The organism is Flavobacterium beibuense (assembly GCF_004151245.1).
Classification (GTDB): domain Bacteria; phylum Bacteroidota; class Bacteroidia; order Flavobacteriales; family Flavobacteriaceae; genus Flavobacterium; species Flavobacterium beibuense_A.
On the sequence record NZ_JUIW01000007.1, the window covers coordinates 66,745 to 92,602 of the forward strand.

Consider the following 25,858-nt stretch of genomic DNA (forward strand, 5'->3'; position numbering starts at 1 on the left):
GTTTTACTACTGTTTTTTATGATGACATAAAAAGTTATTTTAAATGATGGATTTTAAATTGAAATCATCCTTTAGAATTATCAACTTTAAACTTTATTGTATTTTATATTTTAAAGTAGGAATCTAAAAAATTTAACAATACTAAGAAGGTGTCTTTTTGCGTTTTTCTCTTACATTTACGGCACAACCGCGCATATTAATATTACCTAACCACACACACCATGAACAGAAAGTACACCTTACTGCTTATTCTGTTATTGTTAACCATTGCCTCTGTTTTGTACTGGCGTAACTTTTATACGCCTTTTTACCCTGTGGGATACAAGGGAGGTGAGTATATAGTTAACAATACAGAACCCTTATCGAAATCTTTTAACCATAATATTACTCAGGTATTAGAGTATTATGATGAAGATTACAAAATATGTCAGGGCATAGTACATGTAAAAAACAGCCTTCATAAAAATGATGCCCTAATGTATAACTATACCCGTAAGGCTCAGGATTCCGTTTGGATGGTAAAACATGATATGGAGTATAAACCATAATGTTTATATTTACCTGCCAAAACAAATTTTTATGAAATACCTTACCCTATTGTGCGCAGCATTTATACTAATCGGCTGTACTTTTAAAACCCAGGCAGATAATGTTGCCGAAGACCAGGCTAAAGGCCGCGAACTGGCCGCTGCTTTTTATGGTTATGAAGAAAACCATTCAAGAGACTCCATTTACAGTATGTGCCATGAAAGCTTTAATCAGCAGGAGTTCACCAACCTTTTTCTTAAAAAGGACTCGCTGTTTGGAGATGTTTTTTCTGTAAATATACTGGAGGCTCAAACAAGGAGGCTAAATGTTAATACCGATCGTTTTGTAAAATATCTTATCAAGTCGAAAATAATTTATGATAAGGGACCTGTATATGAGTACCTGTATTTTGTTGATGAAGGAAATGGTAATCCTAAAATATTACAATACACGTTTAATACAGTAGATCCTCAATTGTATCTTGAAGAAGAGAAGTAGGTATAAATACAATTATATCTCCTTTCTTAAAAAGGGGTAATCTATTTCTTATAGATAAATTATATTTCTGTAAGTCAATAGTTTATATTTGTTTGTTTTAATTTACAGAGATATGAACAGACTTATATTTTTTCTGATTTTATTAGCCGGTATTTCGGTTAATGCCCAGGACTCAAAACTGATTGCTTCGTGTTGCGGTAAGTGTACAGGAAGCGCTTATTGTTCAGCCTGTAAAAATTGTTCGGCCTGTAAGCATTGTTCTAAAGAGGGTGGAAGCTGCGGGGTGTGTGAATCAAAATCTAAACCAAAGGCCGAAAAGAGTACCCAGCCTTCCGGTTATAATTATAAAACATCAACATCCGATAGTACAGATGAGGTTATAATACTTTCAGTTATTCCTGCAGAAGTTAATCTATACTCAGGTCCGGGAACTAATTATAAGGTTATTGAGAAGCTTAAAAAAGGTAATAGTATGGTAGTTATTGCCTATAACGGAGATTGGGTTAAGGTAAAGGCTGTAAATTCCAGAAACACAGGATATGTACTTTTAAAGGATGTTAGATAAATCTCATTACGTTTTTCTTATTGTAAAAACTTTCCTGTTATAAAAGTTAAATTATCTGATTTTTAGATATTTATGTAAAAATGTAGTATGTTTTTAATTATATAATATGTACCTTTATAAAAGGTAAATTATTATTTACTATTATTGGTTAATGATGGCCCCGGTTACAAAAAGTAGCCGGGGCTTTTATTTTTTTGATACTTAAGTTCAAAAAATCTGCCCGATAATTATATGTAAGCTTTTGCGTTATATTTGTAATACCATTTATATAACGCAAAATGAAAGCCTTACTAACACTTTTGCTCGTATTTCTATCCATAACATTTGTTTATGCTCAGGAAGATGAAGATGCTTATGAGTACGACTCATTACCTAGCTATACTTATAACTGCGGCTGGAACAAAAGCCTTTCCATAGAAGAACGCAATAAAATTTTTCCGTTTAGTCAAGCTAAGAACATAGTTTTATTAGCTTATCCTAATCATGGAGTTACTGGTAATAAAATAAATCAGGATAGTTTGGATATTGCCGGGGCAGCAAAGCACTATAATATGCCTGTTTTAAACAAATGGATTGTTGAATCTAAATACCGTAATAAAATATATTTTTCTACTGAAGAAGTAGGGCTTTCCAAAAAAGGAATAAACGAATTATCAAATCTACTATTTAACTATACAATAGATGAGAAGCTAAAGTATCCTGTTTTAACTGAGGAGAGTACATGTTATAGCCCCAGAAATGCAATATTGTTTTTTGATGAAAAAGATAATTTAATAGCCTGTATTGAAATTTGTTTTGAATGTATGTCTATTTACTTAATAAAAGGAGAAGACGATATTTTGCATGAAGCTATATTAGAATTTCGATTAGGAGGTTATTCGTGTAATGAAAAGTTTACACTACTTAGAGAATTTTTTATAGAGCAGGGAATCGACTTTGGTGCTGTAAACATTGATTAATTGAGGCTTTTCTTACTTTTTAAATCTAACTCAATCAGCAACTTAAGCATTTCTTAAGAATATAAAATAACATCTAAAAAAAATACTATGCACTCATAATAAATGACTTACGGTAAATTTTAACATTAATTTAATACGGTTTTCCGTAAAAAATTAACAAACAATTAATAAATTTGCCCGCCTCGTTGAAATAGATTTGAGTAATAGTAGATGAGGAAAACAAAATATTTGTTATGGGCAGGGCTTAGTAACCCCTGCTCCTTTTTTTGTAAGTATTTAGCAAAAAGCCGTAAGGTATTCTTAAAGTTGTGTTATACTTTTCATAAATACAGGTACAACGCAAAATAAGGTTAGCTACCTTGCCGTTACAAAATCATGTCAGTCACCTTACTGTAAAAATTTACCACATTTTACACAAAACCGATTACTAAACTCAAACCCGATTGACATGGATTACATTGTACCGATTTTAGCCCTGGGGCTATTAAGCTATTTAGCGTTTTTGATTTATAAAGATTTAAAAAGAAGACATAAGAAGAGGGATTTTTATTAATAGTTTTTCTCGTTGGTCTGGTTGTTTGCCTTACAAGGTTGTTGTTTTGGCGAATTGTAACCCCACAGCAAACAGCCATGCCAACCTCTTCAAAATATAACAAACTTACTGCTGTGCTTTATAAAACTTATTTACGATAACGTTTTAATTTTCCTAAATTTGCACTTTGTAAACAAACAAGAATGTTAGAAGCTGCAAACACTACACTGGGTACGGAGATGGAACAATACTTTAAAAAGTTCCGTAATAATATTGTGGGTATCGATCAGGAGTTCAATACTCCGTTTGGTAAACAGAAAATTGTTTATACCGACTGGACTGCCAGCGGCAGGCTGTACCGTCCTATAGAAGATAAACTGCTTAATGAGTTTGGTCCGTTTGTGGCCAATACCCATACCGAGACTACAATATCGGGTACGGCTATGACAAATGCTTATCATGAAGCACGTCACATTATTAAGCACCACGTTAATGCAGGTCCTGATGACATACTGATTACAGATGGTAGCGGTATGACAGGTGTTGTAAACAAATTCCAGAGGATACTGGGGCTTAAGGTGCCGGAAAACCTAAGGGAGTTTACTACCATACCTGAGGAGAAAAGACCCGTTGTGTTTGTTTCTCACATGGAGCACCACTCTAACCAAACATCGTGGTTGGAAACCATTGCCCGTGTTGAGGTTATCCCTGCGTGTCCCGAAGGGCTTATCTGCCTTGACAGCTTTAAAGAACTTTTAGAAAAACATAAAGACCGTACACTTAAAATAGCTTCTGTAACAGGATGCTCTAACGTTACGGGTATAAGAACAAAATACCATGAGGTTGCAAAACTTATACACCAGTACAACGGTGTTTGCTTTGTAGATTTTGCCTGTAGTGCACCTTATGTAAACATAGATATGCACCCTGCCGATGAAGAGGCTTACCTTGATGCCATCTTCTTTTCTCCGCACAAATTCCTTGGTGGTCCCGGCACATCAGGCGTGTTAATCTTCAACAAAAAACTATACAAAAACATGGTACCCGATCATCCGGGTGGAGGTACGGTAAGCTGGACCAATCCGTGGGGTGAGCACAAATACCTTGATAACATCGAAGAGCGTGAAGACGGTGGTACACCGGGCTTCCTTCAGGTTATAAAAACTGCTTTGTGTGTTAAGCTAAAAGAACAGATGGGTGTAGATAACATCCTTAAAAGAGAACATGAAATTATAGATTACATCTTTAGTCAGTTTAAGGATGTAAACAGTATTAATATACTGGCGCCACAGCACCAGGACAGGCTGGGGGTTATTTCTTTCTTTATAGATAACCTTCACTTTAACCTTGGGGTTAAAATACTTAACGACAAGTTTGGTATACAAACTCGTGGCGGATGCAGCTGTGCGGGCACTTATGGCCATTACCTGCTGCATGTGGATGAGGAGAAATCACACTATCTTACCAATAAGATTACAGAGGGCGACCTTATACAAAAACCGGGATGGATTAGAATGTCTATTCACCCAACAACTACCAATGCAGAGATTGAGTATGTGTGCCAATGCATAAAAGAACTGGCACTAAACCATGAAGAATGGGCTAAAGACTATACTTATAACAGGGCAAACAACGAGTTTACACACGTTAATGCACAACCTGTTGTACAAGATATGGTAGAGAACTGGTTTAAGCTTTAGGCGGATATCCCGGCGGATCGTTGCGGCGGTTTTTAAATCGCTTGTGTGTCCACAGGTAATAAGCCGGAGCCTCCCTTATCTGGTCTTCCAGTAAACGAAGGAAAATATCGGTTAACCCGAAGTTAGGAACTTCTTGAGGGTTACCTTCAAACGGAATAAACGTGGCCTTATAATGGCCGCGTTTTATTTTTTCGCCCTTTACATAAATCACGTTCATGTCCAGTTTTTTGGTAAGTAGTTCGGCACCGCCATGCACGGGTACTTCCATACCAAAGAATTTGCCCCAGTAAGGTACGCGGTATATTTTAGGGCTTTGGTCACTTAAAAATCCGTAAACGCCAAGGATGCCTTTACGTTTGTTGTTTTTCATTACAGATACGCTCTCTTTGGTATCTATCAGTTCGGCACCAAGCCTGCGGCGCAGCTTTATTACCAGCCTGTCAAAATAAGGATTTGCCAGTTTTTTATAGATACCAAAACCTTTATGAGTGGTAAAGCCGCGGCTCATGTTTAAAAGCCATTCATAACTGGCATAATGGCCGCAAATAAGGGCAATGCTCTTTCCTTTAGCCTCATACTCGTTAATTAGCTCCATGTTAGTGATAACAAAGCGTTTTTCAAGCTCTTTTTGGCTTATGCTAATGGTTTTTACCATTTCTACTATAGTGTCGCAAAAATGGCGGTAAAATTCCTTCTCTGTTTTTTTACGCTGCTCTTCGGTATGTTCCGGCAGGCATAGGGCAAGATTAAGGCGCACCACCTTTTTACGGTATCCTATTACATGGTATACCAACACATAAGCAAAATCGGAAAATATATAAAGTAACCTGAATGGTAGTATAGAGATTAGCCAAAGTATGGGATAGGCTATGATATATGCTAAAAACTGCATTCTTTAAATTTTTACAAATATACTTTATTATCGTTTATTTAAGCTTTTCTTTCCTAAACGGTAGGAAAAGTTTCAATACTATTGGTTAAATTTACATTTTAAAATTGAATATGGGAATAGAAAATATTGTAGTTTGGGTAATAATTGGTATTACCGCATTAGTAAGCTTTAAAGGATTTGATAATGTATATTTTTTCAGGAAATACGACTTTCACATAGGTAGTATAAGGGCAGGGGAACAGCACCGTATGTTTACCAGTGCGTTTTTGCATGCCGACCCCGTTCACCTTATTTTTAATATGTATACGCTATACATATTTGCACCTATTGTGTTAGGTGGACTTGGAGTAATAAACTTCCTTATTATTTACTTTGCCAGCCTTATATGTGGTAATCTGTTAACACTGTCTATTCATAAAAATGATTTGCATTACAGGGCTATTGGCGCATCGGGTGCGGTAATGGGAGTTATCTATTCGGCGGTATTGCTTGCCCCGGACATGAACATACTTTTATTCTTTGTCGTACCAATGCCACTATATGTTTTTGGATTGGGATACCTTATATACTCCATTTATGGTATGAGGGCCAAAGCCGATAATATAGGCCATACGGCACACTTTGGAGGTGCCATAGGCGGACTCGTATTTACGCTTTGTAAAAGGCCCGAACTTTTCCAGACACAAACTCTTGTAATAGGCTTACTTATAGTACCTATAGTTATTTTGTTCTTTATGGCCCGATCAGGGAAGATATAATTTATAAGAATGGAAATAAGTATAGGATCTACGTTCTCAAGAGAATTTACTTGGGAAGAGAGGACCGTTACCCTCGAATTAACAAAATCATTAAATGCTTTTTTTGAAAATAAAAATTACGGAGAGATCGATTTAATTTATGTTAGTGCTATTTGCGTTTCTAAAGGATTTAAGCCCTTTTTTAAACAAAAAAGAAACAGATGGTCAAAAGAAAAAAACGCACTAGAGTATGAATATGAGTTGGATTTTGATACATTCTTTCACTTAAATCTTTCCGATAAAAAAGATAAGATTATTCAGGGATTTTTGTCTAAAACAAGAGAAGTCAGTTACAATTACAAAAACAAGTTTGATTTTAACTGGGAAGCTTTTTTAGATGATCTTGAAAAGAATTTATCATAAAAAAATATCATTTACCATCCGTTTGATTATCATTTTCTTAACGCTCGTTGTTGTAAGGTTTACCTAATTTTGTAGGAAACTTTGCCGTTATTGGCACGCATTTTGGATTTCAACAAACAAAATAAAAAATACAGACTATGAAAAAAATTGCATTAGTATTAGTAATGATGGTTGCCGGAGCAGTAAATGCCCAAACCGGTTCACAAATTCCGCAGGTAACGGTAACAGGGGAAGGTATAATAAGAGTAGTGCCCGATATGGCTACCATAACCATAGGGGTTAACAACCAGGGTAATGACTCGGCCGATGTTAAAAAGGAAAACGATAAGGCAGTTGATGCAGTACTTAAATACCTTAAAAAATCAGGTATAGATGCAAAAGACTATCAAACGCAGCGCGTCTACCTAAACAGGAACTACGATTACGATAAAAAGAAATACTATTACTCGGCTTCACAAACCATTACGGTTAAGCTAAGAGACCTTACAAAATATGACGCACTTATGGGCGGACTGGTAGAGTCGGGCGTAAATAACATTCAGGGAGTGGAGTTTGAGTCGTCTAAGCAAAAAGAATATGAAACTCAGGCAAGGAGAGAGGCGATGCTGGATGCTAAAAAGAAAGCACAGGAGTATATGTCGGCTTTAAACCAGGAGATGGGTCCTGCCATTATGATAAACGAAAACGCAGTATCGTCTTATATGCCAATGCGTACTATGGCAATGTATGATAAGGCTGAGGCTGGCGGACAAAGAGAAACCATAGCTGCCGGAGAAATAGAAATTAAGGCAAATGTAACCGTAGGTTTTATTATCAAAATAAACTCGAACGACCTACGTAATTAAAATAATCGCAGAAAATTTAATTATAGAAAGTGAATCCCCGTAGCCGAAAGGTTGCGGGGATTTTTTTTGCGTGAAAACCACAAACAACACTTAAAGGATTGTTAAATATTTGTCTTTCAGGAATTTATTTTGTTAATTTTAATAACGTTTTAACACGCTCTTAAAAAACATAATGTCGACCTGAAACAGGTTAAATGTTGTTCCTTCCCCGGGAAATGCGCCCCGGGGATTTCCTTTCTTCAGGTTTAAAAATATAAAGATTTCATTTAAATCAGGTTAATTATTGTAATCCCCACCAATTTCCCCTGCAGAGTGATGCAGGGGAAATTTTTTACCTCAAATGCCTCAAAAGTTCACAAAATGCTGTTGGATTTCTAACCAATAATTATAACAGCTTATGAAACTAAAATTTTTACTCCTTATCTTATTTATAGGGTTTTTATCCTATGCGCAAAACAAACCTAATATTTTGGTTATTATGGTTGATGATGTGGCGCCTAATTCCCTTAGTGCCTATTCGTTAGGTATGCAGTACCCAACACCGCATATAGACAGGATTGCCAAAGAAGGAGTTTTGTTTACAGATCATTATTCGCAGCCCAGCTGTACCGCAGGGCGTGCTGCATTTATAACAGGACAAAAACCCGTAAGAACAGGCCTGACTACCGTAGGGCAGCCGGGTAATCCGCTGGGGCTTAAATTTGAAGACCCAACCATTGCCGAGCTTTTAAAACCTATGGGTTACATGACAGGGCAATTTGGTAAAAACCATTTGGGCGACCGTAATGAGCATTTACCAACAGTACATGGGTTTGACGAGTTTTATGGCAACCTGTACCACCTAAACGTATCGGAAGAGCCGGAACAGCCTGATTACCCTAAAAGCAAGGAATTTGCCGAAAAATATGGTCCTCGTGGTGTTATAGAGTCTTATGCCTCAACAAAAGACGACGGTACGGAAGACCCAAGATTCGGGCGTGTGGGCAAACAACGCATTAAAGACACAGGACCACTTACTACAGAGCGTATGAAAACTTTTGACGATACGCTGGTAGCAAAATCTAAAGACTTTATGAAACGCGCTAAAGATGCCAATAAACCTTTCTTTATATGGCATGCTACAAGCGTATGCACGTGTATACTCACTTAAAGGACGAACATAAAAACCTTGCGGGGAAGATAAGTACTGACACTGATAAATTTGGTAGCGGACTTATGGAGCATGATATGCAGGTAGGCGAGCTGTTAGATTATCTGGATGAGCTTGGTATTGCTGAAAATACAATTGTTATTTATACTACAGATAACGGACCTGAGCAAAGTACATGGCCCGATGCCGGTACAACTATGTTTAGGGGAGAAAAAATGACAACCTGGGAAGGCGGGCTTCGATCTCCGTTTTTGGTAAGATGGCCGGGTAAAATTCCTGCGGGACTTATACGAAACGGAATTTCGGCACACGAAGATGTACTGCCTACACTTATGGCAGCTGCCAGTAATCCTAACGTTATTGAAGAACTTAAAAAAGGCAAGAAGGCTGGTAATATGACCTATAAGGTGCATATAGACGGATTTAACAACCTTGATTACTGGACGGGTAAAACAGATGAGTCGGCACGTAATTATTTCTTCTATTATTATGAATCGAGCTTAACGGCAATGCGTGTAGGCCCTTGGAAAATGCACTTTGCTACTAAAGAGCGTTATTTTGACGATATGGTATCGCACACCATGCCTATGCTGTTTAACCTTAGGAAAGACCCGTTTGAGCATTATGATGATATAACAGGTTTCCATCAGATAATGATGAAATCGTGGGTAATGCAGCCGGCTATCGGATTGCTTACAGAGCACCTTGAAACATTTAAGGAGTTTCCGCCAAGGCAGGCAGCAGCTTCGCTGGATATAAACAAAGCAATAGAACAGATATTGCAGGCAGGCAGCAGACAGTAGTTTTTTCATTATATTAATTTACTCCGGCTCTATAGGAGTCGGGGTAATTATTTTAAAGGCATTTTAATGCCCGTATAACCACAATCAACCAACCAATATATGAATAGTAAACTAATCACCCCTGTAACAAGGCTGTTTGCTTTCTTCATGCTTTTCATTTCTTTAGCGGCATGTAAGCAGGAACCTGCTAAAGATATTCAGACAGGAACAGAAACGACTGAGGTAAGCGAAAATGCAGATCCGCTACCGTCATGGAATGACGGAGCCAATAAAGAAGCCATTATCAGTTATGTAAAAGATGTAACTACTGAGGGTAGTGCTTCTTTTATTCCTGTAGCCGACCGTATTGCCACATTTGATAATGATGGCACCCTATGGAGCGAGCAACCGGCTTATTTCCAGTTGTTTTTTGCTATGGACAGGATAAAAGCCCTTTCGGCAGACCACCCGGAGTGGAAAAACAAGCAGCCATATAAGGCCGTGCTGGATAACGATATGGATGCACTTATGCAACAGGGAGAAAAAGGCCTTATGGAAATAGTAATGGTATCGCACAGCGGTGTAACTACCGATGAGTTTGATACCATTGTAAAAGACTGGATTGCTACCGCCAAACACCCAACCAAAAATGTACCCTATACTGATTTAATCTTTAAGCCCATGCTGGAGCTTGTAAAATATTTACAGGCAAACGACTTTAAAGTATTTATAGTTTCAGGTGGAGGGTTGGGCTTTATGCGTGCCTGGGCCGAAGGTGTTTATGGTATACCCAAAGACCAGACTGTGGGCAGTAGTAATAAAACCGAGTTTGACTACAATAATGGAAACCCGGTTATAAGAATATTGCCTCAGCTTGAATTTATGGATGACAAGGAAGGTAAGCCTGTTGCCATAAATAAATTTATAGGGCGCAAGCCTGTTTTTGCAGCAGGAAATTCTGATGGCGATTTGCAAATGTTGCAATATGCTGCTTCAAACAGTTACAAGAATTTTGAACTGTATGTACACCATACCGATTCTATAAGGGAATGGGCTTATGACAGGAAATCGCATATAGGTAAACTTGACAAAGGCCTTGACGAGGCCAGCCAAAAAGGCTGGACAGTAGTTAACATGAAAGACGACTGGAAGAAAGTGTATAATTCAGATAAATAGTTTAAGGATATAATTATATAGATATATAAAGATAACAATCAAATCACTGTAATCACTACCACATCTTTTTACATTCAATTAGTGGTCGGCCAATCCTGGCGCGACTTTGAGCCTCTACCACAGGACTAATCACTGGCGGAAAATTAATTTTTCATCATTAACCAATAGATTTTACTATTTATTGAAATCTAATCGAACCACTAAATTAATTTGTTATGAATGTTACTACTATGAGAAAAGGCGTGCTGTTTATGTTGCTATGCCTTGTACCCGCGCTTACCAAAACCTTTGCCCAGTCTGACCCCCGACAGGTAAGAAAAGAAAATTTTAAAGGCGTTATAGAGCTCGATGTAAGGGACTCTAAAGCCGATTGGGATCCTTATACACTTAAATCGGCACCCGAAGGAGCACCAAACATATTGTTTGTACTGTTTGATGATACAGGGCAGGCTGCCTGGTCGCCTTTTGGAGGGGCTATTAACATGCCTACACTTCAAAAACTTGCCGATAACGGTCTTATTTACAGCCAGTGGCACACTACGGCCTTATGTTCGCCTACACGTTCTACTTTATTGACAGGGCGTAATCACCACTTAACAGGTAATGCTGCCATTACAGAAGCTACAGACGGTTATCCCGGCTCTAATGGGCGTATACCTAAACAATGTGCCACGATAGCACAAATATTACAGGAAAACGGCTGGAGTACGTTTTGGATAGGTAAAAACCATAATGTCCCGGAGCAGGATGTGGCATCGGGGGCATCGAGAACCCAATGGCCTACCCAAATGGGCTTTGACCGCTATTATGGCTTTTTGGGTGGCGAAACCAACCAGTGGTATCCTGATCTTGTAGAGGATAATCATTTTACAGAGCAGCCTTATGGCCCTGAGGATGGCTATCACTTATCTAAAGATTTAGCCGATAAGGCCATACAGTATATTCAGGATCAAAAAGCTACAAACCCTTCTAAACCCTGGTATATGTGGTTTTGTCCAGGTGCTAACCATGCACCGCACCACGCACCACAGGAATTTATAGACAGATACAAAGGCAAGTTTGACGAAGGTTATGATGCATACCGCAAATGGGTAGTACCACGCATGATTGCAAAAGGCATTATACCAAAAGATACCAAGATGGAAGACTTTAATCCGCTTCCGCCAAATGTATCTAATCCGGGAGACTATGTTAAGCCTTGGAATAAGTTAAGTGCCGATGAGAAAAAGCTATTCTCTAAACTGGCTGAGGTATATGCAGGCTTCTCTGAATATACCGATTATCAGGTAGGTAGGATAGTAGAATACCTTGAAAGAACGGGTCAGCTTGAAAACACAATAGTTATTTATGCTGCCGATAACGGAGCTTCGGGAGAGGGTTCGCCAAACGGATCGGTAAACGAAAACAAATTCTTTAACGGTTACCCCGATGAGCTTTCAGAAAACATGAAATATATTGATAAGCTGGGAGGGCCTGATACGTATGAACATTACCCTACAGGATGGGCAGCAGCGTTTTCTGCTCCTTATAAAATGTTTAAACGATACAGCGAATATTCAGGAGGTACCTGTGATCCGCTTGTAATATCATGGCCTAAAGGTATTAAGGCACGTGGTGAGGTAAGAAACCAATACCACCACAGTACCGATATTGTACCTACAATACTGGAAATTTGCGGACTTGAAATACCTAAAACCTTTAATGGTGTGGGGCAGTACCCGTTATCAGGGGTTTCTATGCGATACAGTTTTGATGCTTCGCCAACAGCACCAACCCAAAAGCACGTACAATATTATGCCATGCTAGGTTCCAGGGCTATATGGAAAGACGGTTGGAAAGCCGTAGCGCTACATGCACCGTTAACAGGTAAAGGAAACTTTGACAAAGATGAATGGGAACTGTACCATGTGGATGTAGACAGAAGTGAATCTGTTAACCTTGCTAAAAGAATCCTGAGAAACTAAAAGAGTTAGTAGATCTTTGGTTTGAAGAGGCCGATAAAAACCTTGTGTTACCTCTGGACGACCGTACTGCCTTAGAAGTTTTAGGAACAGAGCGTCCGTCTCAGGAAAAGCCAAGAACAAGATACATTTATTATCCGCACACTGCACCGGTACCGGAAGGTGTTGCTGTTAGTATTCGTGGTCGTTCATACAAAATTGTTGCCGACGTGGATGTTAAGGATGCCAACGCATCGGGAGTGTTGTTCGCTCACGGTTCACGTTTTGGAGGACATTCCTTATTTATAAAAGACAAGAAACTGTACTATGTGTATAACTTCCTTGGCATTAAACCGGAACAACAGTTTGTATCATCTGTTCCTGTAACTACAGGTAAGCATACTTTTGGTGCCGAGTTTATCAGGGAAAAAACAGGAGATAAAGGTGAGCAGATAGGTAAATGCATACTGTATATAGACGGTAAAAAAGTTGCCGAAGGCCCTATGAGAACACAGCCCGGTAAGTTTACCCTTTCGGGCGACGGACTTTGTGTAGGGTTTGACAGTGGCGATGCCGTAAGCGAACTGTACAAAACACCGGGAACCTTTAAAGGAGGAACAATAATAGGTGTGGGTGTAGATATTAGTGAAGAAAGCTTTGTTGATCTTGAAGCCGAAGCAGCCAGAATGATGAAGAGAGATTAGATTTCATTTATAGTGTAAAGCCCTAATCCTTTTTTAGGATGGGGCTTTATTTTTTAAAATTTAATTTAAATAAAGATTTTTATGCGTAAAGTTTTACTTTTCTCTCTGTTTATACTGTTGGCAGGCTGTTATCCTGACGGACCTGAGTATACAGACGAACTCGACTCGGTTTATACCAATTATTCTCCTGATTTTAATTTTTCACAAACATATACTTATTCCTTACCCGATGGAGTAATTGATGTATCCGGAAGCCAGAATTTCAACCCCGATTTTATAGATACTAATTTTAGTAATGCTATAATAAACTCACTAAGAACTAACCTTAACGCACAGGGATGGACAGAAGTAGATGAGAATGACGACCCTGATATTATAGTGCTTGCTGCTGCAATGGACTCTAATTTCCTATACTATAGTGTAGACTGGTGGGGCTGGTATTATCCGGGGTATTTTCCCGGATGGGGCTGGTACTACCCGGGCTACTTCCCAACATATGTAAGCGGATTTAGTGTAGGTACGATAGTGATACAGATGACAAGCCCTTCGGGCATTGCAGATAATCAGGTTCCTGTAGAGTGGGTATGTGTTATAAACGGCCTTTTAGAAGGTAGTGATGCCTATATAATAGACAGGATAGATGCTAATATAGATCAGGCATTTATGCAATCTCCGTTTAACAATTAAATCCCTGTATTATGAAGATAAAAATAGTTTTAGCAGCAATTTTTTCCCTTATATGCGCACAGGGATTTTCTCAGGATTCGTTTGGTTCGGTAAATTATTCAATAGGTTTTCCTTCGGGTGACCTTAAGGATTTTACCGATAATGTAAGCGGAAGGGGAGTAGCGGTAGATTATGCCTTTATGTTAAAGAGCAATGTAAGTATTGGGTTTGGTATTGGGTTGCAAACCTTTTATGAAGAAAAAGGATACAGCTCACTAACCGATGGTACACAAACTCTTTCGGGTAAACAGTTTAACTATGTAAATGCATTACCACTTTATATAAACGGGGCATATTATTTTGGTAACAGCCCTAATGTAAAGCCTTACTTAGGCATAGGCTTGGGCACTATGTATGTAGACAAAAGAGCCGATATAGGGATTTTTGAAGTTGTAAACGACGGCTGGGCATTTTTGGTTAAGCCTGAAGTTGGCCTTCAGTATAAAGCCGCCGCTAATATAGGGCTTAACCTTTCTTACAGATACAATTATGCTTCTGATATAGATAATGTAGGTAGTATGACTTATTCGTCTGTAATGATAGGGGCAGTATGGTTTTATTAAAGCCTGTAATTTTAGGTAGCTTATTACGAATTAATTACAATTTTAAATACTGAAGCCAATCAGTTATTTTTAAAAAACACCTTTGGTAAGAATTATCATTAACTAACACTAACCATTATGAAAAAAAGTTATGTTCTTGCTTTCCTTTTTTTAGGAATGCTTACAGTAAAAGCACAGGACGATGCAGAAGCACTTGCTAAAAAACTTGCTAACCCCATTGCATCGCTTATAAGCGTACCTTTTCAGAATAACAGCGATTATGGTATTGGAGATCTTAACGGATCCAGAAATACCATGAATTTTCAGCCTGTTATTCCGGTAAGCCTAAATGAGAACTGGAACCTGATAAACAGGGTAATCCTTCCGGTGGTAACTCAGTATAATATTACCGGAGTGGGCGAAAAACAAAACGGACTGAGCGATGCGGTTGTGAGTAGTTTTATGAGTCCTAAAAACTCTAAAAACGGACTTACATGGGGTGTAGGGCCTGCCTTACTTTTACCGGTAGGTACAGACGATTACCTTACCACCAAAAAGTTTGGTGTGGGGCCAACAGCAGTTGCCTTAAAACAATCTAACGGGTGGACGTATGGTGCCCTTGTAAACCAGATATGGAGTGTGGCTGGAAGCAGCGACAGACCCGATGTGAGCCAGATGTTCCTTCAGCCTTTTGTTACCTATAACTGGCAAAGCGGTGCCGGACTGGGGGGTAATATGGAAATGACTCAGGACTGGCAAAACAGTAATACTACCTTATGGCTTAACCCAACACTAAGCGGGGTAACAAGCCTGGGCGGGCAAAAAGTATCTATTGTTGTTGGGCCAAGGTTTAACCTTGCAGCTCCCGATGGTGCCAAAACCGACTGGGGTTGGCGTGCCGTACTTATTTTCCTTTTCCCTAAATAATACATAGTGTGCCTATTAGCGGTAACAATAAAAAAAAATGGCTTTACCTGTTTTTACTAACAGGTTTTGCCGTTTACTCCCAAACTGAAAACTATATGCAGTTTTGGAACGAATATGCTTTTGTAAAAGACATTAATGAAAAATGGTCGCTTGAGGCCGATATGGGTATAACAACCAGCGGAATACCTGAGCATAACAATATTTTTTACAATTTAATACAGTTTTACGGTAGGGGCTGGGCACATTATTATCCCTCAGAAAGGGTTAAGATATCCTTTTTCTATGCTTTTTTTTACAATACAAATGTGCCGGAGCTTTTACAGGACAAATCTCCCGAGCACAGGCTGGCTACACAGTTCACTTATTTGATGACAAAAACCAGGCTGCGAACCAACTTAAGAGGCAGGCTGGAAGACAGGCATCTGGAAAATGATGCCGGTTATTTTGAAGCGGTTATGCGGTTAAGAATGCAGGCAAAGGCAACTTATCCGTTAAACGGACCTATAATTAAACCCGGAGTTGTTTATGCGTTTATGTCTGATGAAGTTATGTTTAAAACACGAAGCAGTATTAGTGGTAACACCTTTTTTGACAGAAACCGTTTAACTGTTGGTTTTGGTTATTCATTTGTCAATGAGTTTCAGGTAGAGCTGTCTTATGTAAACGAACTTTTGCCAAGACCTGATAAAACCTCGAGTTATGATGCCATTCAGGTAAATGTGGTTTTTACCGATTTGTTTTCAGATCTGTTTAAAGGGAAATTTAAAAGAGAAAAAACAGCTATTGATAAGTAGGTTTTATTTTTCTCCTTTTTTAAGAAAGTACAAACTCGCAGCCAGTAAAAATACAGCGCCCGGAAGTATTAATTGTGCCGTGGTAAAGTTACCGTGCTTAAGTACTTTGTGCAGCGCCAAATCGGCAATATAGCTAACTACAAATGTGGTTAGTATGGTTTCCCATAATATTATTTTAAGTTCGGTAAGGTTCTTCATCTGTAACCATTTGGGTAATGCGGCTACCATTTTTGTTTTCTCTTCCGATTCTTCTGTAAATAAAACACTTATACCCAACGAAAAAATAAAAAATACTAACGATATAAGTACAAAATCTACTGTTTTAAGCATGCCGGCAGCTATAAGTGCAGGTTTATTTGTGACATCTTCAAAAACAACCTTAAGCGCCTCAACAAAATCAACACCTGCAAGAATGAGTGTTACGAGTCCGCAAAGGAATACTAACAGTGAAACTAATTTAGACAGGTTTCCCAATAAAGTAAAAAGAAGTTTCATAATAGGCGGGTTTTGAATTACTTATCCTAAGTTAAGTAATTTCCTTTAAATGTTAAAATTAAATAGTAACAGTTTAAAAGACCCCTTCGCGTATTTTGTTGCGGTGCTGCTCTCCCCAGCTAACCAGTGCATTCAATACTGGCTCTAAAGTATCGCTGTATGGCGTTATAACATATTCTACAACAACCGGAGTTTCGGCATATACCTTTCGTTCTATAAGTCCGTTAGCCTCGAGGTCTTTTAATTCGCCCGACAAAACCTTTGCCGACAGTCCCGGTATGGAACGTTGTATTTCGTTAAAACGTGTGTGGCCGTTACGCAGCGATATTATAATGCGTAATTTCCATTTACCGCCTATAACGTAAAAGGAATCACTCATGGCATTTAAGGCTGCCGTACAGCTTTGCTGGTCGTGTACTTTTTCTGAATTTTTCATTTTTACTTACCTGTATGTTAGTGCTTACCTTTGGGTAACTGCTAACTTTTAGAAAGTAAATGTACGTAAGTTTGTGGTATAAAACCAAACAGATTTTTACAATGAAGAAAAACAGGATTATTTATTGGGTAACAACATCGCTGGCTATGCTTATGGGCGGTGTATCCGGATTTTTATATTTATTAATGCCGCAAATGGAAGAGGCTTTTAAGCTTTTGGGCTTCCCTGATTATTTTAGGATAGAGCTGGGTATAGCAAAAATAATAGGTTTGTTTGTTATACTACTTCCTCAGGTTCCTGCCAGGTTTAAGGAATGGGCTTATACAGGATTTGGTATCGTGTTTATCTCGGCTATTATAGCACACACAGTTGTGCAGGGTTTTGCAACAGCAATAGCGCCTATTATTGTATTGATATTACTAAGTGTTTCTTATACCTATTATCATAAACTACAGGCTGTAAAGATTACAAAATAATTGTTTGTTTTTTGATTATCTATCTGATAATTGATGTATAAAGGCAGCCTAAAAGGCTGTCTTTTTTGTTTATAGCCAATAAGGATACATATTTTACCATTTTGGCTACTTTATAACTTTTATGTTGCGGCAATTTTGCATTATAAATAAATTACTACAATATGAAAACAATTTTTATTACTGGAGCTTCTTCAGGATTAGGAAAAGAAACAGCAAAATTATTTCAGCGTAAAGGATGGCGTGTTATTGCTACTATGCGTAACCCTGAAAAAGAACAAGAACTTAATTTATTGAATAATGTTCATTTGCTTGCTATGGATATAACTGATAGTGTACAGGTAAAGCAGGCTTTTAAAGAAGCAGTTTCAATAGCAACTATTGATGTGGTTTTTAACAATGCAGGATATGGGCTTGTCGGTCCGTTTGAAACATATACTGAGCAGCAGATTGCAAGGCAGATAGACACTAACCTTAACGGAGTATTACGTGTAGCACATCCGTTTGTATCTTATTTCAGGGAGAAAGGTATTAAGGGTATTTTTATTACAACTACATCCATATATGGTATTGTTGCTAATCCGTTGTCATCAATATACTGTGCAACTAAGTTTGCTTTAGAAGGATGGAGTGAAAGCATGGGTTATGATATGGCTGCTTTTGGTATTAAATTTAAAACCATCGCTCCGGGTGGTATAAAAACCAGTTTTGCAGGAGCTGCTATGGATCTTACTTACCACGAAGCTTATAACCCTATTTTAGAGCGTATGACAAAAGGTTTTGAAAGTGGTGAGCTAATTCATTTTACTGAACCTGAAGAAATAGCCCAAAGGGTATATGAGGCAGCTACAGACGGGACAGATACTATACGCTATGTGGCAGGTATTGATGCTGTTGAAATTAGCCGTTTAAGGGATGATTTAGGAATTGAAGCTAACAGCAGGCGCATTAATGAAATATATAAGGTTAAAAACTTCCTTAACTTTTAAATATCTTTGTTAAATGGAAAATTTACCCCATACTTTTAACTCCATATCCCAGCTGAATAAAGCATTAGGTTTGCCTGCACCATTACATCCGCTTATAAGTATTGCTAATTATGCTGATATTACGGCAGATGTTAGTGAGCTTTCTAAAGCCCTTGTACTAAATATGTACAAAGTGTCGTTTAAATTTAATTTTAGCGGAAAATTAAAATATGGTCAGCAATATTATGACTTTGAAGAAGGGGGATTAAGTTTTTCTTCTCCTATGCAGGTTCTCTCTGTTGCAGGCGGAGATGCCGATTATGCAGGACTTACGTTACTTATTCATCCTGATTTTTTGCGTAATCACAAACTGGCTGCAACTATAAAGAATTACGGTTTTTTTTCATATTCAGTTAATGAGGCCTTATGTCTTTCACAGCAGGAAAAAGAGATAATTACTGCACTTTTTGAAAGTATCATGCGTGAATTAAAATCCTCTATAGATAATTTTAGCCAGGATATTATTATTTCTCAAATAGAACAGTTGCTTAATTATAGTAATCGTTTTTATAACAGGCAATTTATAACCCGAAAAGTTGTGCATAACGACTTGCTTGAAAGCTTTGACGAAATACTGAAAACCTATTTTGACAGGGAAGAATCATTATTTGAGGGTGTACCGTCAGTGGTTGATATAGCCGATAAGCTGGGTGTATCTCAACGCTATTTAAGTGATATGTTAAAGTCGTTAACCGGAATGAATACTCAGCAGTATCTTCAGATTAAAATGCTTGATAAGGCAAAAGAACTTTTAAGTACCAGTACTCTGAGTATCTCACAAATTGCCTATCATTTAGGGTTTGAATATCCTCAGTCTTTTAATAAACTATTTAAGCGTAAAACAGGTATGAAACCGCTTGAGTACAGACAATCATTCAACTAACATCAATCAAAAAAATAATATTTATGTCTTATTGCAATTATATTCCAACTATGGAAGAACCCAGGCGCAGCCTGCACAAAAATTATCATGATAATCATTATGGCTTTCCTATTCATGATGATAACGAGTTATTAGGGAGGCTTATAATGGAGATTAACCAGGCAGGTTTAAGCTGGGAAACAATATTAAAAAAAGAGGCTTCATTCAGGAAGGCATACGATAACTTTAATATTAATAAAATTGCTGCATATACTGATACAGACAGAGAAAGGCTTTTAAATGATCCCGGTATTATTCGTAATAAACTTAAGGTTAATGCGGCTATAGAAAATGCTAAAACCATACAGTTATTACAAAAGGAATTTGGCTCTTTTGAAAAATGGTTAGAACATCACCATCCCAAAACTAAAGAAGAGTGGGTTAAACTTTTTAAAAAGAATTTTAAGTTTACAGGAGGAGAAATTGTAAACGAATTTTTAATGAGTATTGGCTACCTGCCGGGTGCACATTCTGAAACCTGTAGTGTGTATCATAAAACTTTAAAACAAAATCCAATGTGGGCAAGGCAATAGGTTATGGAAATAAAGGAATTTATAGACAGTTGGCTGGAAGCAACAAATAGCATTGATACAAAACACTATTTAGATTTTTTTCTCCCGGAGGCAATTTTGGACGATCCTTCAGTAGGAGAAAAATTTACAGGCCATTCAGGTATTAAATATTATTTTGAGAGTTATTTTATAGGTTATAATACGCAAACAGTTTTAAATGAACTGATAGTAAACAAAGATAATAGTGCCTAATTTAGAAGTGGAATTTACAGGCGATTTTCCTGAGAGGGTTATTAGAGGGAGTTTTGATTTACTTTTTAAGAACAATAAAATAGCTTATGTAAAAGCTGATTTAATCCATTAAAATATATAGATATGAGTAATGATTTTGACTCCATAGTAAAACGTTCTGTTGCGTTAAGAAAAAAATATCACGAACTTGAAATACAACATCATAATAGTGAATGGACAATAGAAGAAGATGCTCTGGCATATCTTACGGATGCCGGATTAGTAGGCAGAAATATAATGTCGCAGGAAGGTCGTTGGCCCAAGATTAATTCTAAAGAAGAACTTGAACATAAACTTGGAGAAAACATCTGGTGGCTTATTGTTTTGGCTGAAAGATTGGGTATTGATATTAAAGAAGCAACAGAAAGATTTTTAACCAGGACAGAACAGCTTTTATAACATAATTATAAAAGTATAAAACTAAATGAGTAATGAGTTAAGTTTTGATTTAACAGATATATTTGAGAAAAGTTCGTAACGGGTAAAATATAGGTATAAAAAAAAGCTCCGATTTTCATCGAAGCTTTTTGTTTTGTGGGGAGAGCAGGATTCGAACCTGCGAAGGTTTCCCAACGGATTTACAGTCCGTCCTCGTTGGCCGCTTGAGTATCTCCCCATGCCATTTTAGACATGCATTGTTGTTTAATGCGGTGCAAATATAGTACTGTTTTCTTACTATACAAACATATTTAGGGCTATTTTAAAAACTATTTTTTAATTAGCTGGAAGCTAAATAAATATAGCTGCATATTTTTTTACAGGTGCATGAAGTTATCATTAAAATATGTTAATGTCTTTATATATCCCCGTGTAAGTAGTATTTTTGGTATCGTGAAAAAAGCACTTGTTTACATATTAATTTCGCTTATGAGCCTTAATTGCCTAAGCATACGGGAGTTTTTAAAAGTACCCGTATTGTGCCAGCATTTTATAGAGCATAAAAAAGCCGATAATGAAATAAGCCCGCTCGATTTTCTCGCCATGCATTACTGGGGGAACGATCTTAATGATAACGACGACAGCCGCGACATGCAGCTTCCGTTTAAGAACATTGTTAATCATACTGCCCCTGTACTGTTTTTACCTCAAAACCATATTGAAGAGCTTACGGTTTTTGTGCAGCCTGTTGCAAAAAATACTCAGACTCATAAAAAAGACCTGTACAGCTGTATTTATTATTCTTCCCTCATAAAACCACCTGCTGTTTAATTTGATTTGAAAGGGCTTTTGCCCTGCACAACTTATAACCTGTAGCACGGGGCTACAGGGCATCTTTTTATTTTTTAACCTAAAAATTTACTTATCATGAAAAAAAGTATTGCTATGCTTGCTATTGCAGGCTTATCGTTATTCGCTTCTTGCGGAGAAAACAAAGACACCGACATCGTAGAATCTGGAACTTACCAGGGTAAAGCCGAAGAGGTTGATGCCGATGAAAAAGAGATCTATGTAAGAACTGCCGATGACAAGCTTTTAGAGCTTTATTTTACCGATAACACCCAACTTACAAAAGATGGTGCTGCGGTTGAGTTTGATGCGCTTCACGAAGGTGGAAACGTTGAGGTGAAAGTGGAGAAAAAAGGGAACAGGCTGGAGCCTTTATCAGTTAGTATATTAGACTAACCCTTTAATACAAATGGTATGTGGAGAACAGAACTGTTTCATCCGCTTATAGTACATTTGCCTGTAGTTACCCTGCTGCTGGCATCAGTAGCAGGGCTGCTCAGGCTTTCGGCTAGAGGCAATAACGAATTTTTAGGTAAACTAACTTTTGTAATGCTGGTTATAGGTGTTATATCGGGTTGGGCGGGTATTTACAGCGGCCAGCTTGCCTATAATGTGGAGGTACGCAAAATATGCGACCCCAAGGTGTTGCAAAACCATCAGTACTGGAGCTATGTATCGCTTATAGTGTATACTGTGGTACTTATAATAAAGATGCTAAAAAAATATATTGCTGCATTTAATGCAGTAATTATTAATGTTTTAATCGTAATTTTATTGATAGCGGGAGGAATAGCATTAGGCTATGCAGGCCATTTAGGCGCTTCTGTTGTTTATGAACAGGGAGCCGGGGTGCATAAGCCTGCCGATGACTGTTCTGACTACAATCCCGATTAGTTTGTATGTTAGAAGAAAACACAAATGTAAAGAAAGCCATAAGGGCTACCTATTTCAGCATAATAGGCAATGCATCGCTGGCATTGCTAAAGGGTGCAGCAGGTTTTTTCGGTAATTCCTATGCGCTTATAGCCGACGCTATTGAGTCGACTACCGATATCTTTTCTTCTATACTGGTATTATTTGGTATAAAATATTCCACACGCCCGGCAGATGACAATCATCCGTACGGACATGGAAGGGCAGAGGCGCTTATTACCTTTATTGTGGTTGGCTTTTTAATTACGGCTGCCACAGTAATTGCTTATGAGAGTATACTGAATATACAAACGCCACACGACCTGCCGCAAAGCTGGACGCTTTTTGTATTGGGTGCCATTATTATATGGAAAGAGGTTTCTTTCAGGCTGGTGCTTAAAAAGAGTAAGGAAACCAATAGTTCTGCCCTTAGAGCTGATGCCTGGCACCATCGCAGTGATGCCATTACATCTGTAGCGGCGTTTATAGGTATTTCCATAGCGCTTTTTTGCGGTAAAGGATTTGAATCGGCCGATGACTGGGCGGCTCTTTTTGCTTCCGGATTTATTATCTATAACAGCTATCTTATTTTTCGTCCTGCATTGGGCGAGATAATGGATGAGCATCTGTATGATGATGTAGTGGAGGAGATAAGGAAAGCAGCGCTAAAAGTAAACGGTATACTGGGAACAGAAAAGTGCTTTGTAAGGAAAACGGGTATGGTATACCATGTGGAGCTTCATGCCATTGTTAGTGCCGATATAACAGTGAAGGAAGGGCATAAGCTGGCGCACAACCTTGAAGATTATTTAAGGAGGGATATTCCCGGTATGGGGCGTATACTTATACACGTAGAACCTGATGATTACAGCTGATTATATAAAAAGAACCTCCTGCTTTGGCAGGGGTTATTTTTTCTCTTCCATTTCGAGCGAAACGCAGTGTAGTCGAGAAATCTAATAAATAGGTTTCAGAGATTTCTCCACAAGGTCGAAATGGAAACCTCTAAAACAGCTTCTCTATAAAAGCTGCGGATAAGCGTAATGTCTCTTCCGGAGTCTCCTTATGTGGTGTATGTCCGGTGGCGGGTAGTAACTGTTTTTCTACTCTTCCGGATACATTGTTTACTATTCCGTTAACCTGTTCCAGACTGCCGAATTCATCATCCGTTCCCTGAATAACCAGAAGCGGACAGGTAATTGCAGGAAGAAAGCCTGTTATGTTCCAGTCCTTGAAATCGTGGCGTGTCCAGGTTTGTGTCCATGCCCTGAAAAGGATATCTGTATTGGCTCCGTGGTATTTTTCCAGACGTTGTTTAAGGTTGGTATTTTTATAGGCTTGGGCGGCAGCTCTTATTCCGTTAAGGGTAATTTCTTCTACAAATATATGGGCGGCTTCAGCTATAACGGCGGTTATAGTTTCCGGATACTTTGCAGCAGTAAGAAGGGCTATGGTGCCACCGTCGCTGTGTCCAAACAGGATAGGGGAGCTTATATTAAGTGCTGCAAGCAAATCATGTAAGGCATCGGCCTGAGGTTCCATATAAGTTATTGGTCTTGGAACATCAGGCATTGCATCCGATTTTCCGTAACCCAACCTGTCGTACACTAAAACATTACATTGGGTCAGTTCGGCAAGTTTATCAGGGAAGTCCCTCCAAAGCTCAACACATCCTAAAGAGTCGTGCAGGAATACAAGCGTATGCCTGCCCGGATAATTGTTTTTATAGTGATAGTTTAAGTTGTTTCCCTGTATGCTTATAAGGTTTGCTTTCATGAAGGCTAAAATAAGGCAATAAAAAAACCGTTTCAAAATGTCATTTTAAATGCAGTTTGTCATTTCGACCAAAGGAGAAATCTCGAATTATGATTGAGATTCTTCTCTTTACTGCATTACCTTCGGAATGACACGTTGAAACAGTCTCTTATTATAATGATTTACTGGTTTAAAAGTTCCAGTACTTTAGCTTTAAGTTCTTCGCCCCTAAGGTTACGTGCCACGATAGTACCGTTTTTATCTAAAATTACGGTAGCCGGAATAGAACTTACGCCAAACTCCTTCGCGATAGGCTCATCCCAACCCTTAAGGTTAGAGATATGGTACCATGTTAGGTTATCCTTTTCTATAGCGCCCTGCCACTTTGCATCATTATTATCCAGTGAAACGCCAATTATATTAAGACCTTTACCGTGAAGCTCGTTGTACATAGCGACTACGTTAGGGTTTTCTTTACGGCATGGACCGCACCATGAAGCCCAAAAGTCGATAACGGTTACTTTACCCATTGCCTCCTTAAGCGAGAATGTTTTGCCATCTGGTGTTGAAGCACTAAAGTCAGGACATTTTTTACCAACCTCTGTAGCTTCCATAGCCTTTTCTTTTACAAGCATCTGGTTAAGGTAATTATCTATTTTCTGGCCCATTTCAGTTTGCTTTGAATCGGCACTTAGCTTATCAAATACCGGCTTGATCTCTTTAGCTTTTGCATTTTGATCGTTAAGTATTATGGGGAATAACTCCAGGCATATAATACTGTTAGGGTTTTGTTCTATAAAAGCGATGTACGATTTGTTTTTTTCTGCCGTAAGGGCTTCATATTCCTTCGCAATTCTGTTTTGGGTCTCAATGTCTCCCGAAGCTTTAGCCTGATTAAAGTTTTCAAAATGAGTATCTTTAAAAGCTTCTTCTTTTTTACCTAAGTCGGCAATTATTATGTTAAGCTTGTTTAAAGCATCATTATTAAGTGTACCGCCTACAACCGATTTAGGTATGTCCTGAGTATTTACTTTTACAGTAATAGTACCTTTTTCTATGAAAAGACCTATTTGCCCATCCTCAAGTTTGTCTTCAATATATAACAGGCGCTGTTGAGGTTTATCGGACTCTCCGGTAAAAGTAAAAGCTCCTTTTTTTACGACTACTGAGTCCAGTTTCTTTATGGATTTATCAACAGTTTCTGCCAGATATATTTTTTTACCGTTAAAGTCGGCACTTATCGTTCCTGATATTTTGTACTCTTTTCCTTTATAGTCAGTCATCTTGAAAGACATTAGGGTTAAAAGTACTGCTGTAACTGCAAGTATTTTTTTCATAGTGATTTGGTTTTTATTGAACTGCTAATTTATTTAAAAATAAATAAACC

General features: G+C 38.1%; 32 protein-coding genes and 1 tRNA gene. 27 read left to right on the plus strand and 6 right to left on the minus strand.

The genetic code is table 11. The annotated features are described in order from the left end of the window. The first annotated feature begins 221 nt into the window (after nucleotides 1–221). The 5 genes from NU09_RS10660 (at nucleotide 222) to NU09_RS10680 (ending at nucleotide 4,782) form a co-directional block, all read left to right on the plus strand. Nucleotides 222–548, plus strand: a complete 327-nt coding sequence (locus NU09_RS10660) for a hypothetical protein (protein ID WP_129751282.1) — start codon at nucleotides 222–224, stop codon at nucleotides 546–548. A 31-nt stretch (nucleotides 549–579) separates the two neighbouring features. After that, nucleotides 580–1,026, plus strand: coding sequence for a hypothetical protein (locus NU09_RS10665; RefSeq protein WP_129751283.1), 447 nt, complete (start codon nucleotides 580–582; stop codon nucleotides 1,024–1,026). Between the two features lie 112 nt (nucleotides 1,027–1,138). Further along, nucleotides 1,139–1,591, plus strand: a complete 453-nt coding sequence (locus NU09_RS10670; protein WP_129751284.1) for an SH3 domain-containing protein — start codon at nucleotides 1,139–1,141, stop codon at nucleotides 1,589–1,591. A gap of 278 nt (nucleotides 1,592–1,869) precedes the next feature. Beyond that, complete coding sequence (locus NU09_RS10675) at nucleotides 1,870–2,550, plus strand: hypothetical protein (RefSeq protein ID WP_129751285.1); 681 nt, start codon at nucleotides 1,870–1,872, stop codon at nucleotides 2,548–2,550. Nucleotides 2,551–3,285: 735 nt separating this feature from the next. Further along, nucleotides 3,286–4,782 carry an aminotransferase class V-fold PLP-dependent enzyme gene (locus NU09_RS10680; RefSeq protein ID WP_129751286.1) on the plus strand — a complete coding sequence of 499 codons (1,497 nt, stop codon included), beginning with the start codon at nucleotides 3,286–3,288 and terminating at the stop codon, nucleotides 4,780–4,782. Here the strand turns inward: NU09_RS10680 and NU09_RS10685 are convergent. Beyond that, nucleotides 4,772–5,674, minus strand: a complete 903-nt coding sequence (locus NU09_RS10685; RefSeq protein ID WP_129751287.1) for a lysophospholipid acyltransferase family protein — start codon at nucleotides 5,672–5,674, stop codon at nucleotides 4,772–4,774. The genes NU09_RS10680 and NU09_RS10685 overlap by 11 nt on opposite strands. A 110-nt stretch (nucleotides 5,675–5,784) precedes the next feature. On the opposite strand from NU09_RS10685, the gene NU09_RS10690 reads away from it, so the two are divergent. The 12 genes from NU09_RS10690 to NU09_RS10735 all read left to right on the plus strand — a co-directional run bounded on the left by NU09_RS10690 (nucleotide 5,785) and on the right by NU09_RS10735 (nucleotide 16,420). Further along, nucleotides 5,785–6,432: a rhomboid family intramembrane serine protease gene (locus NU09_RS10690; RefSeq protein ID WP_129751288.1), complete on the plus strand. Its 648-nt coding sequence runs from the start codon at nucleotides 5,785–5,787 to the stop codon at nucleotides 6,430–6,432. A 9-nt stretch (nucleotides 6,433–6,441) separates the two neighbouring features. Beyond that, entirely contained in the window at nucleotides 6,442–6,834 is a 393-nt protein-coding gene (locus NU09_RS10695) for a hypothetical protein (RefSeq protein WP_129751289.1), read from the plus strand. A 137-nt stretch (nucleotides 6,835–6,971) separates the two neighbouring features. Next, nucleotides 6,972–7,679, plus strand: a complete 708-nt coding sequence (locus NU09_RS10700) for an SIMPL domain-containing protein (RefSeq protein ID WP_129751290.1) — start codon at nucleotides 6,972–6,974, stop codon at nucleotides 7,677–7,679. 397 nt (nucleotides 7,680–8,076) lie between these two features. Next, nucleotides 8,077–8,829 (plus strand): sulfatase-like hydrolase/transferase, encoded by a 753-nt coding sequence (locus NU09_RS17200; protein ID WP_410501056.1) that lies wholly within the window; start codon nucleotides 8,077–8,079, stop codon nucleotides 8,827–8,829. Next, nucleotides 8,790–9,632, plus strand: a complete 843-nt coding sequence (locus tag NU09_RS17295) for a sulfatase-like hydrolase/transferase (protein ID WP_410501057.1) — start codon at nucleotides 8,790–8,792, stop codon at nucleotides 9,630–9,632. The genes NU09_RS17200 and NU09_RS17295 overlap by 40 nt, the downstream gene beginning before the upstream one ends. A 99-nt stretch (nucleotides 9,633–9,731) precedes the next feature. Beyond that, nucleotides 9,732–10,787, plus strand: coding sequence for an HAD family hydrolase (locus NU09_RS10710; protein WP_242501857.1), 1,056 nt, complete (start codon nucleotides 9,732–9,734; stop codon nucleotides 10,785–10,787). A 215-nt stretch (nucleotides 10,788–11,002) separates the two neighbouring features. After that, the gene (locus tag NU09_RS10715; RefSeq protein ID WP_242501858.1) at nucleotides 11,003–12,751 is read left to right on the plus strand and encodes an arylsulfatase; all 1,749 of its coding nucleotides are present in this window, start codon (nucleotides 11,003–11,005) and stop codon (nucleotides 12,749–12,751) included. A gap of 44 nt (nucleotides 12,752–12,795) precedes the next feature. Then, nucleotides 12,796–13,431 (plus strand): hypothetical protein, encoded by a 636-nt coding sequence (locus NU09_RS17210; protein ID WP_242501859.1) that lies wholly within the window; start codon nucleotides 12,796–12,798, stop codon nucleotides 13,429–13,431. Nucleotides 13,432–13,512: 81 nt separating this feature from the next. Continuing rightward, on the plus strand, nucleotides 13,513–14,118 hold the full coding sequence (locus tag NU09_RS10720; RefSeq protein WP_129751291.1) for a DUF4136 domain-containing protein: 606 nt from the start codon (nucleotides 13,513–13,515) through the stop codon (nucleotides 14,116–14,118). A gap of 11 nt (nucleotides 14,119–14,129) precedes the next feature. After that, complete coding sequence (locus tag NU09_RS10725) at nucleotides 14,130–14,720, plus strand: OmpW family outer membrane protein (RefSeq protein WP_129751292.1); 591 nt, start codon at nucleotides 14,130–14,132, stop codon at nucleotides 14,718–14,720. A 117-nt stretch (nucleotides 14,721–14,837) separates the two neighbouring features. Continuing rightward, complete coding sequence (locus NU09_RS10730; RefSeq protein WP_129751293.1) at nucleotides 14,838–15,626, plus strand: transporter; 789 nt, start codon at nucleotides 14,838–14,840, stop codon at nucleotides 15,624–15,626. Nucleotides 15,627–15,721: 95 nt separating this feature from the next. Further along, nucleotides 15,722–16,420, plus strand: coding sequence for a DUF2490 domain-containing protein (locus tag NU09_RS10735; RefSeq protein ID WP_129751294.1), 699 nt, complete (start codon nucleotides 15,722–15,724; stop codon nucleotides 16,418–16,420). A gap of 3 nt (nucleotides 16,421–16,423) precedes the next feature. Here NU09_RS10735 and NU09_RS10740 read toward each other — a convergent pair whose 3' ends face one another. Together NU09_RS10740 and NU09_RS10745 are read right to left on the minus strand one after the other, a co-directional pair. Then, complete coding sequence (locus tag NU09_RS10740) at nucleotides 16,424–16,915, minus strand: YqhA family protein (protein WP_129751295.1); 492 nt, start codon at nucleotides 16,913–16,915, stop codon at nucleotides 16,424–16,426. 73 nt (nucleotides 16,916–16,988) lie between these two features. Continuing rightward, the gene (locus NU09_RS10745) at nucleotides 16,989–17,351 is read right to left on the minus strand and encodes a winged helix-turn-helix transcriptional regulator (RefSeq protein WP_129751296.1); all 363 of its coding nucleotides are present in this window, start codon (nucleotides 17,349–17,351) and stop codon (nucleotides 16,989–16,991) included. A 101-nt stretch (nucleotides 17,352–17,452) separates the two neighbouring features. Here NU09_RS10745 and NU09_RS10750 point away from each other — a divergent pair, with 101 nt between their 5' ends. From NU09_RS10750 to NU09_RS10775, 6 genes are all read left to right on the plus strand, one after another. After that, nucleotides 17,453–17,827, plus strand: coding sequence for a DoxX family protein (locus tag NU09_RS10750; protein ID WP_129751297.1), 375 nt, complete (start codon nucleotides 17,453–17,455; stop codon nucleotides 17,825–17,827). 161 nt (nucleotides 17,828–17,988) lie between these two features. Then, nucleotides 17,989–18,813: an SDR family oxidoreductase gene (locus tag NU09_RS10755; RefSeq protein ID WP_129751298.1), complete on the plus strand. Its 825-nt coding sequence runs from the start codon at nucleotides 17,989–17,991 to the stop codon at nucleotides 18,811–18,813. A gap of 13 nt (nucleotides 18,814–18,826) precedes the next feature. Beyond that, the gene (locus NU09_RS10760; RefSeq protein WP_129751299.1) at nucleotides 18,827–19,735 is read left to right on the plus strand and encodes a helix-turn-helix domain-containing protein; all 909 of its coding nucleotides are present in this window, start codon (nucleotides 18,827–18,829) and stop codon (nucleotides 19,733–19,735) included. Between the two features lie 23 nt (nucleotides 19,736–19,758). Further along, nucleotides 19,759–20,307, plus strand: coding sequence for a DNA-3-methyladenine glycosylase I (locus tag NU09_RS10765; RefSeq protein WP_129751300.1), 549 nt, complete (start codon nucleotides 19,759–19,761; stop codon nucleotides 20,305–20,307). Between the two features lie 3 nt (nucleotides 20,308–20,310). Next, nucleotides 20,311–20,538: a hypothetical protein gene (locus NU09_RS10770; RefSeq protein WP_242501860.1), complete on the plus strand. Its 228-nt coding sequence runs from the start codon at nucleotides 20,311–20,313 to the stop codon at nucleotides 20,536–20,538. Between the two features lie 123 nt (nucleotides 20,539–20,661). Then, nucleotides 20,662–20,976, plus strand: coding sequence for a MazG-like protein (locus NU09_RS10775; RefSeq protein WP_129751301.1), 315 nt, complete (start codon nucleotides 20,662–20,664; stop codon nucleotides 20,974–20,976). 136 nt (nucleotides 20,977–21,112) lie between these two features. On the opposite strand, the gene NU09_RS10780 is transcribed toward NU09_RS10775, so the two are convergent. Then, nucleotides 21,113–21,193 (minus strand) — tRNA-Tyr (locus tag NU09_RS10780). A 149-nt stretch (nucleotides 21,194–21,342) separates the two neighbouring features. Between NU09_RS10780 and NU09_RS10785 the strand changes: the two genes are divergently transcribed. From NU09_RS10785 to NU09_RS10800, 4 genes are all read left to right on the plus strand, one after another. Further along, nucleotides 21,343–21,786: a hypothetical protein gene (locus NU09_RS10785; protein ID WP_129751302.1), complete on the plus strand. Its 444-nt coding sequence runs from the start codon at nucleotides 21,343–21,345 to the stop codon at nucleotides 21,784–21,786. A 96-nt stretch (nucleotides 21,787–21,882) separates the two neighbouring features. Continuing rightward, nucleotides 21,883–22,200: a hypothetical protein gene (locus NU09_RS10790; RefSeq protein ID WP_129751303.1), complete on the plus strand. Its 318-nt coding sequence runs from the start codon at nucleotides 21,883–21,885 to the stop codon at nucleotides 22,198–22,200. An 18-nt stretch (nucleotides 22,201–22,218) separates the two neighbouring features. Then, nucleotides 22,219–22,698 carry a DUF2231 domain-containing protein gene (locus NU09_RS10795; RefSeq protein WP_129751304.1) on the plus strand — a complete coding sequence of 160 codons (480 nt, stop codon included), beginning with the start codon at nucleotides 22,219–22,221 and terminating at the stop codon, nucleotides 22,696–22,698. A 5-nt stretch (nucleotides 22,699–22,703) separates the two neighbouring features. Beyond that, nucleotides 22,704–23,591 (plus strand): cation diffusion facilitator family transporter, encoded by an 888-nt coding sequence (locus tag NU09_RS10800; protein ID WP_129751305.1) that lies wholly within the window; start codon nucleotides 22,704–22,706, stop codon nucleotides 23,589–23,591. Between the two features lie 130 nt (nucleotides 23,592–23,721). On the opposite strand, the gene NU09_RS10805 is transcribed toward NU09_RS10800, so the two are convergent. Continuing rightward, nucleotides 23,722–24,492, minus strand: a complete 771-nt coding sequence (locus tag NU09_RS10805) for an alpha/beta fold hydrolase (RefSeq protein WP_129751306.1) — start codon at nucleotides 24,490–24,492, stop codon at nucleotides 23,722–23,724. Nucleotides 24,493–24,653: 161 nt separating this feature from the next. Next, complete coding sequence (locus NU09_RS10810; RefSeq protein ID WP_129751307.1) at nucleotides 24,654–25,808, minus strand: TlpA disulfide reductase family protein; 1,155 nt, start codon at nucleotides 25,806–25,808, stop codon at nucleotides 24,654–24,656. Nucleotides 25,809–25,858: the final 50 nt, after the last annotated feature.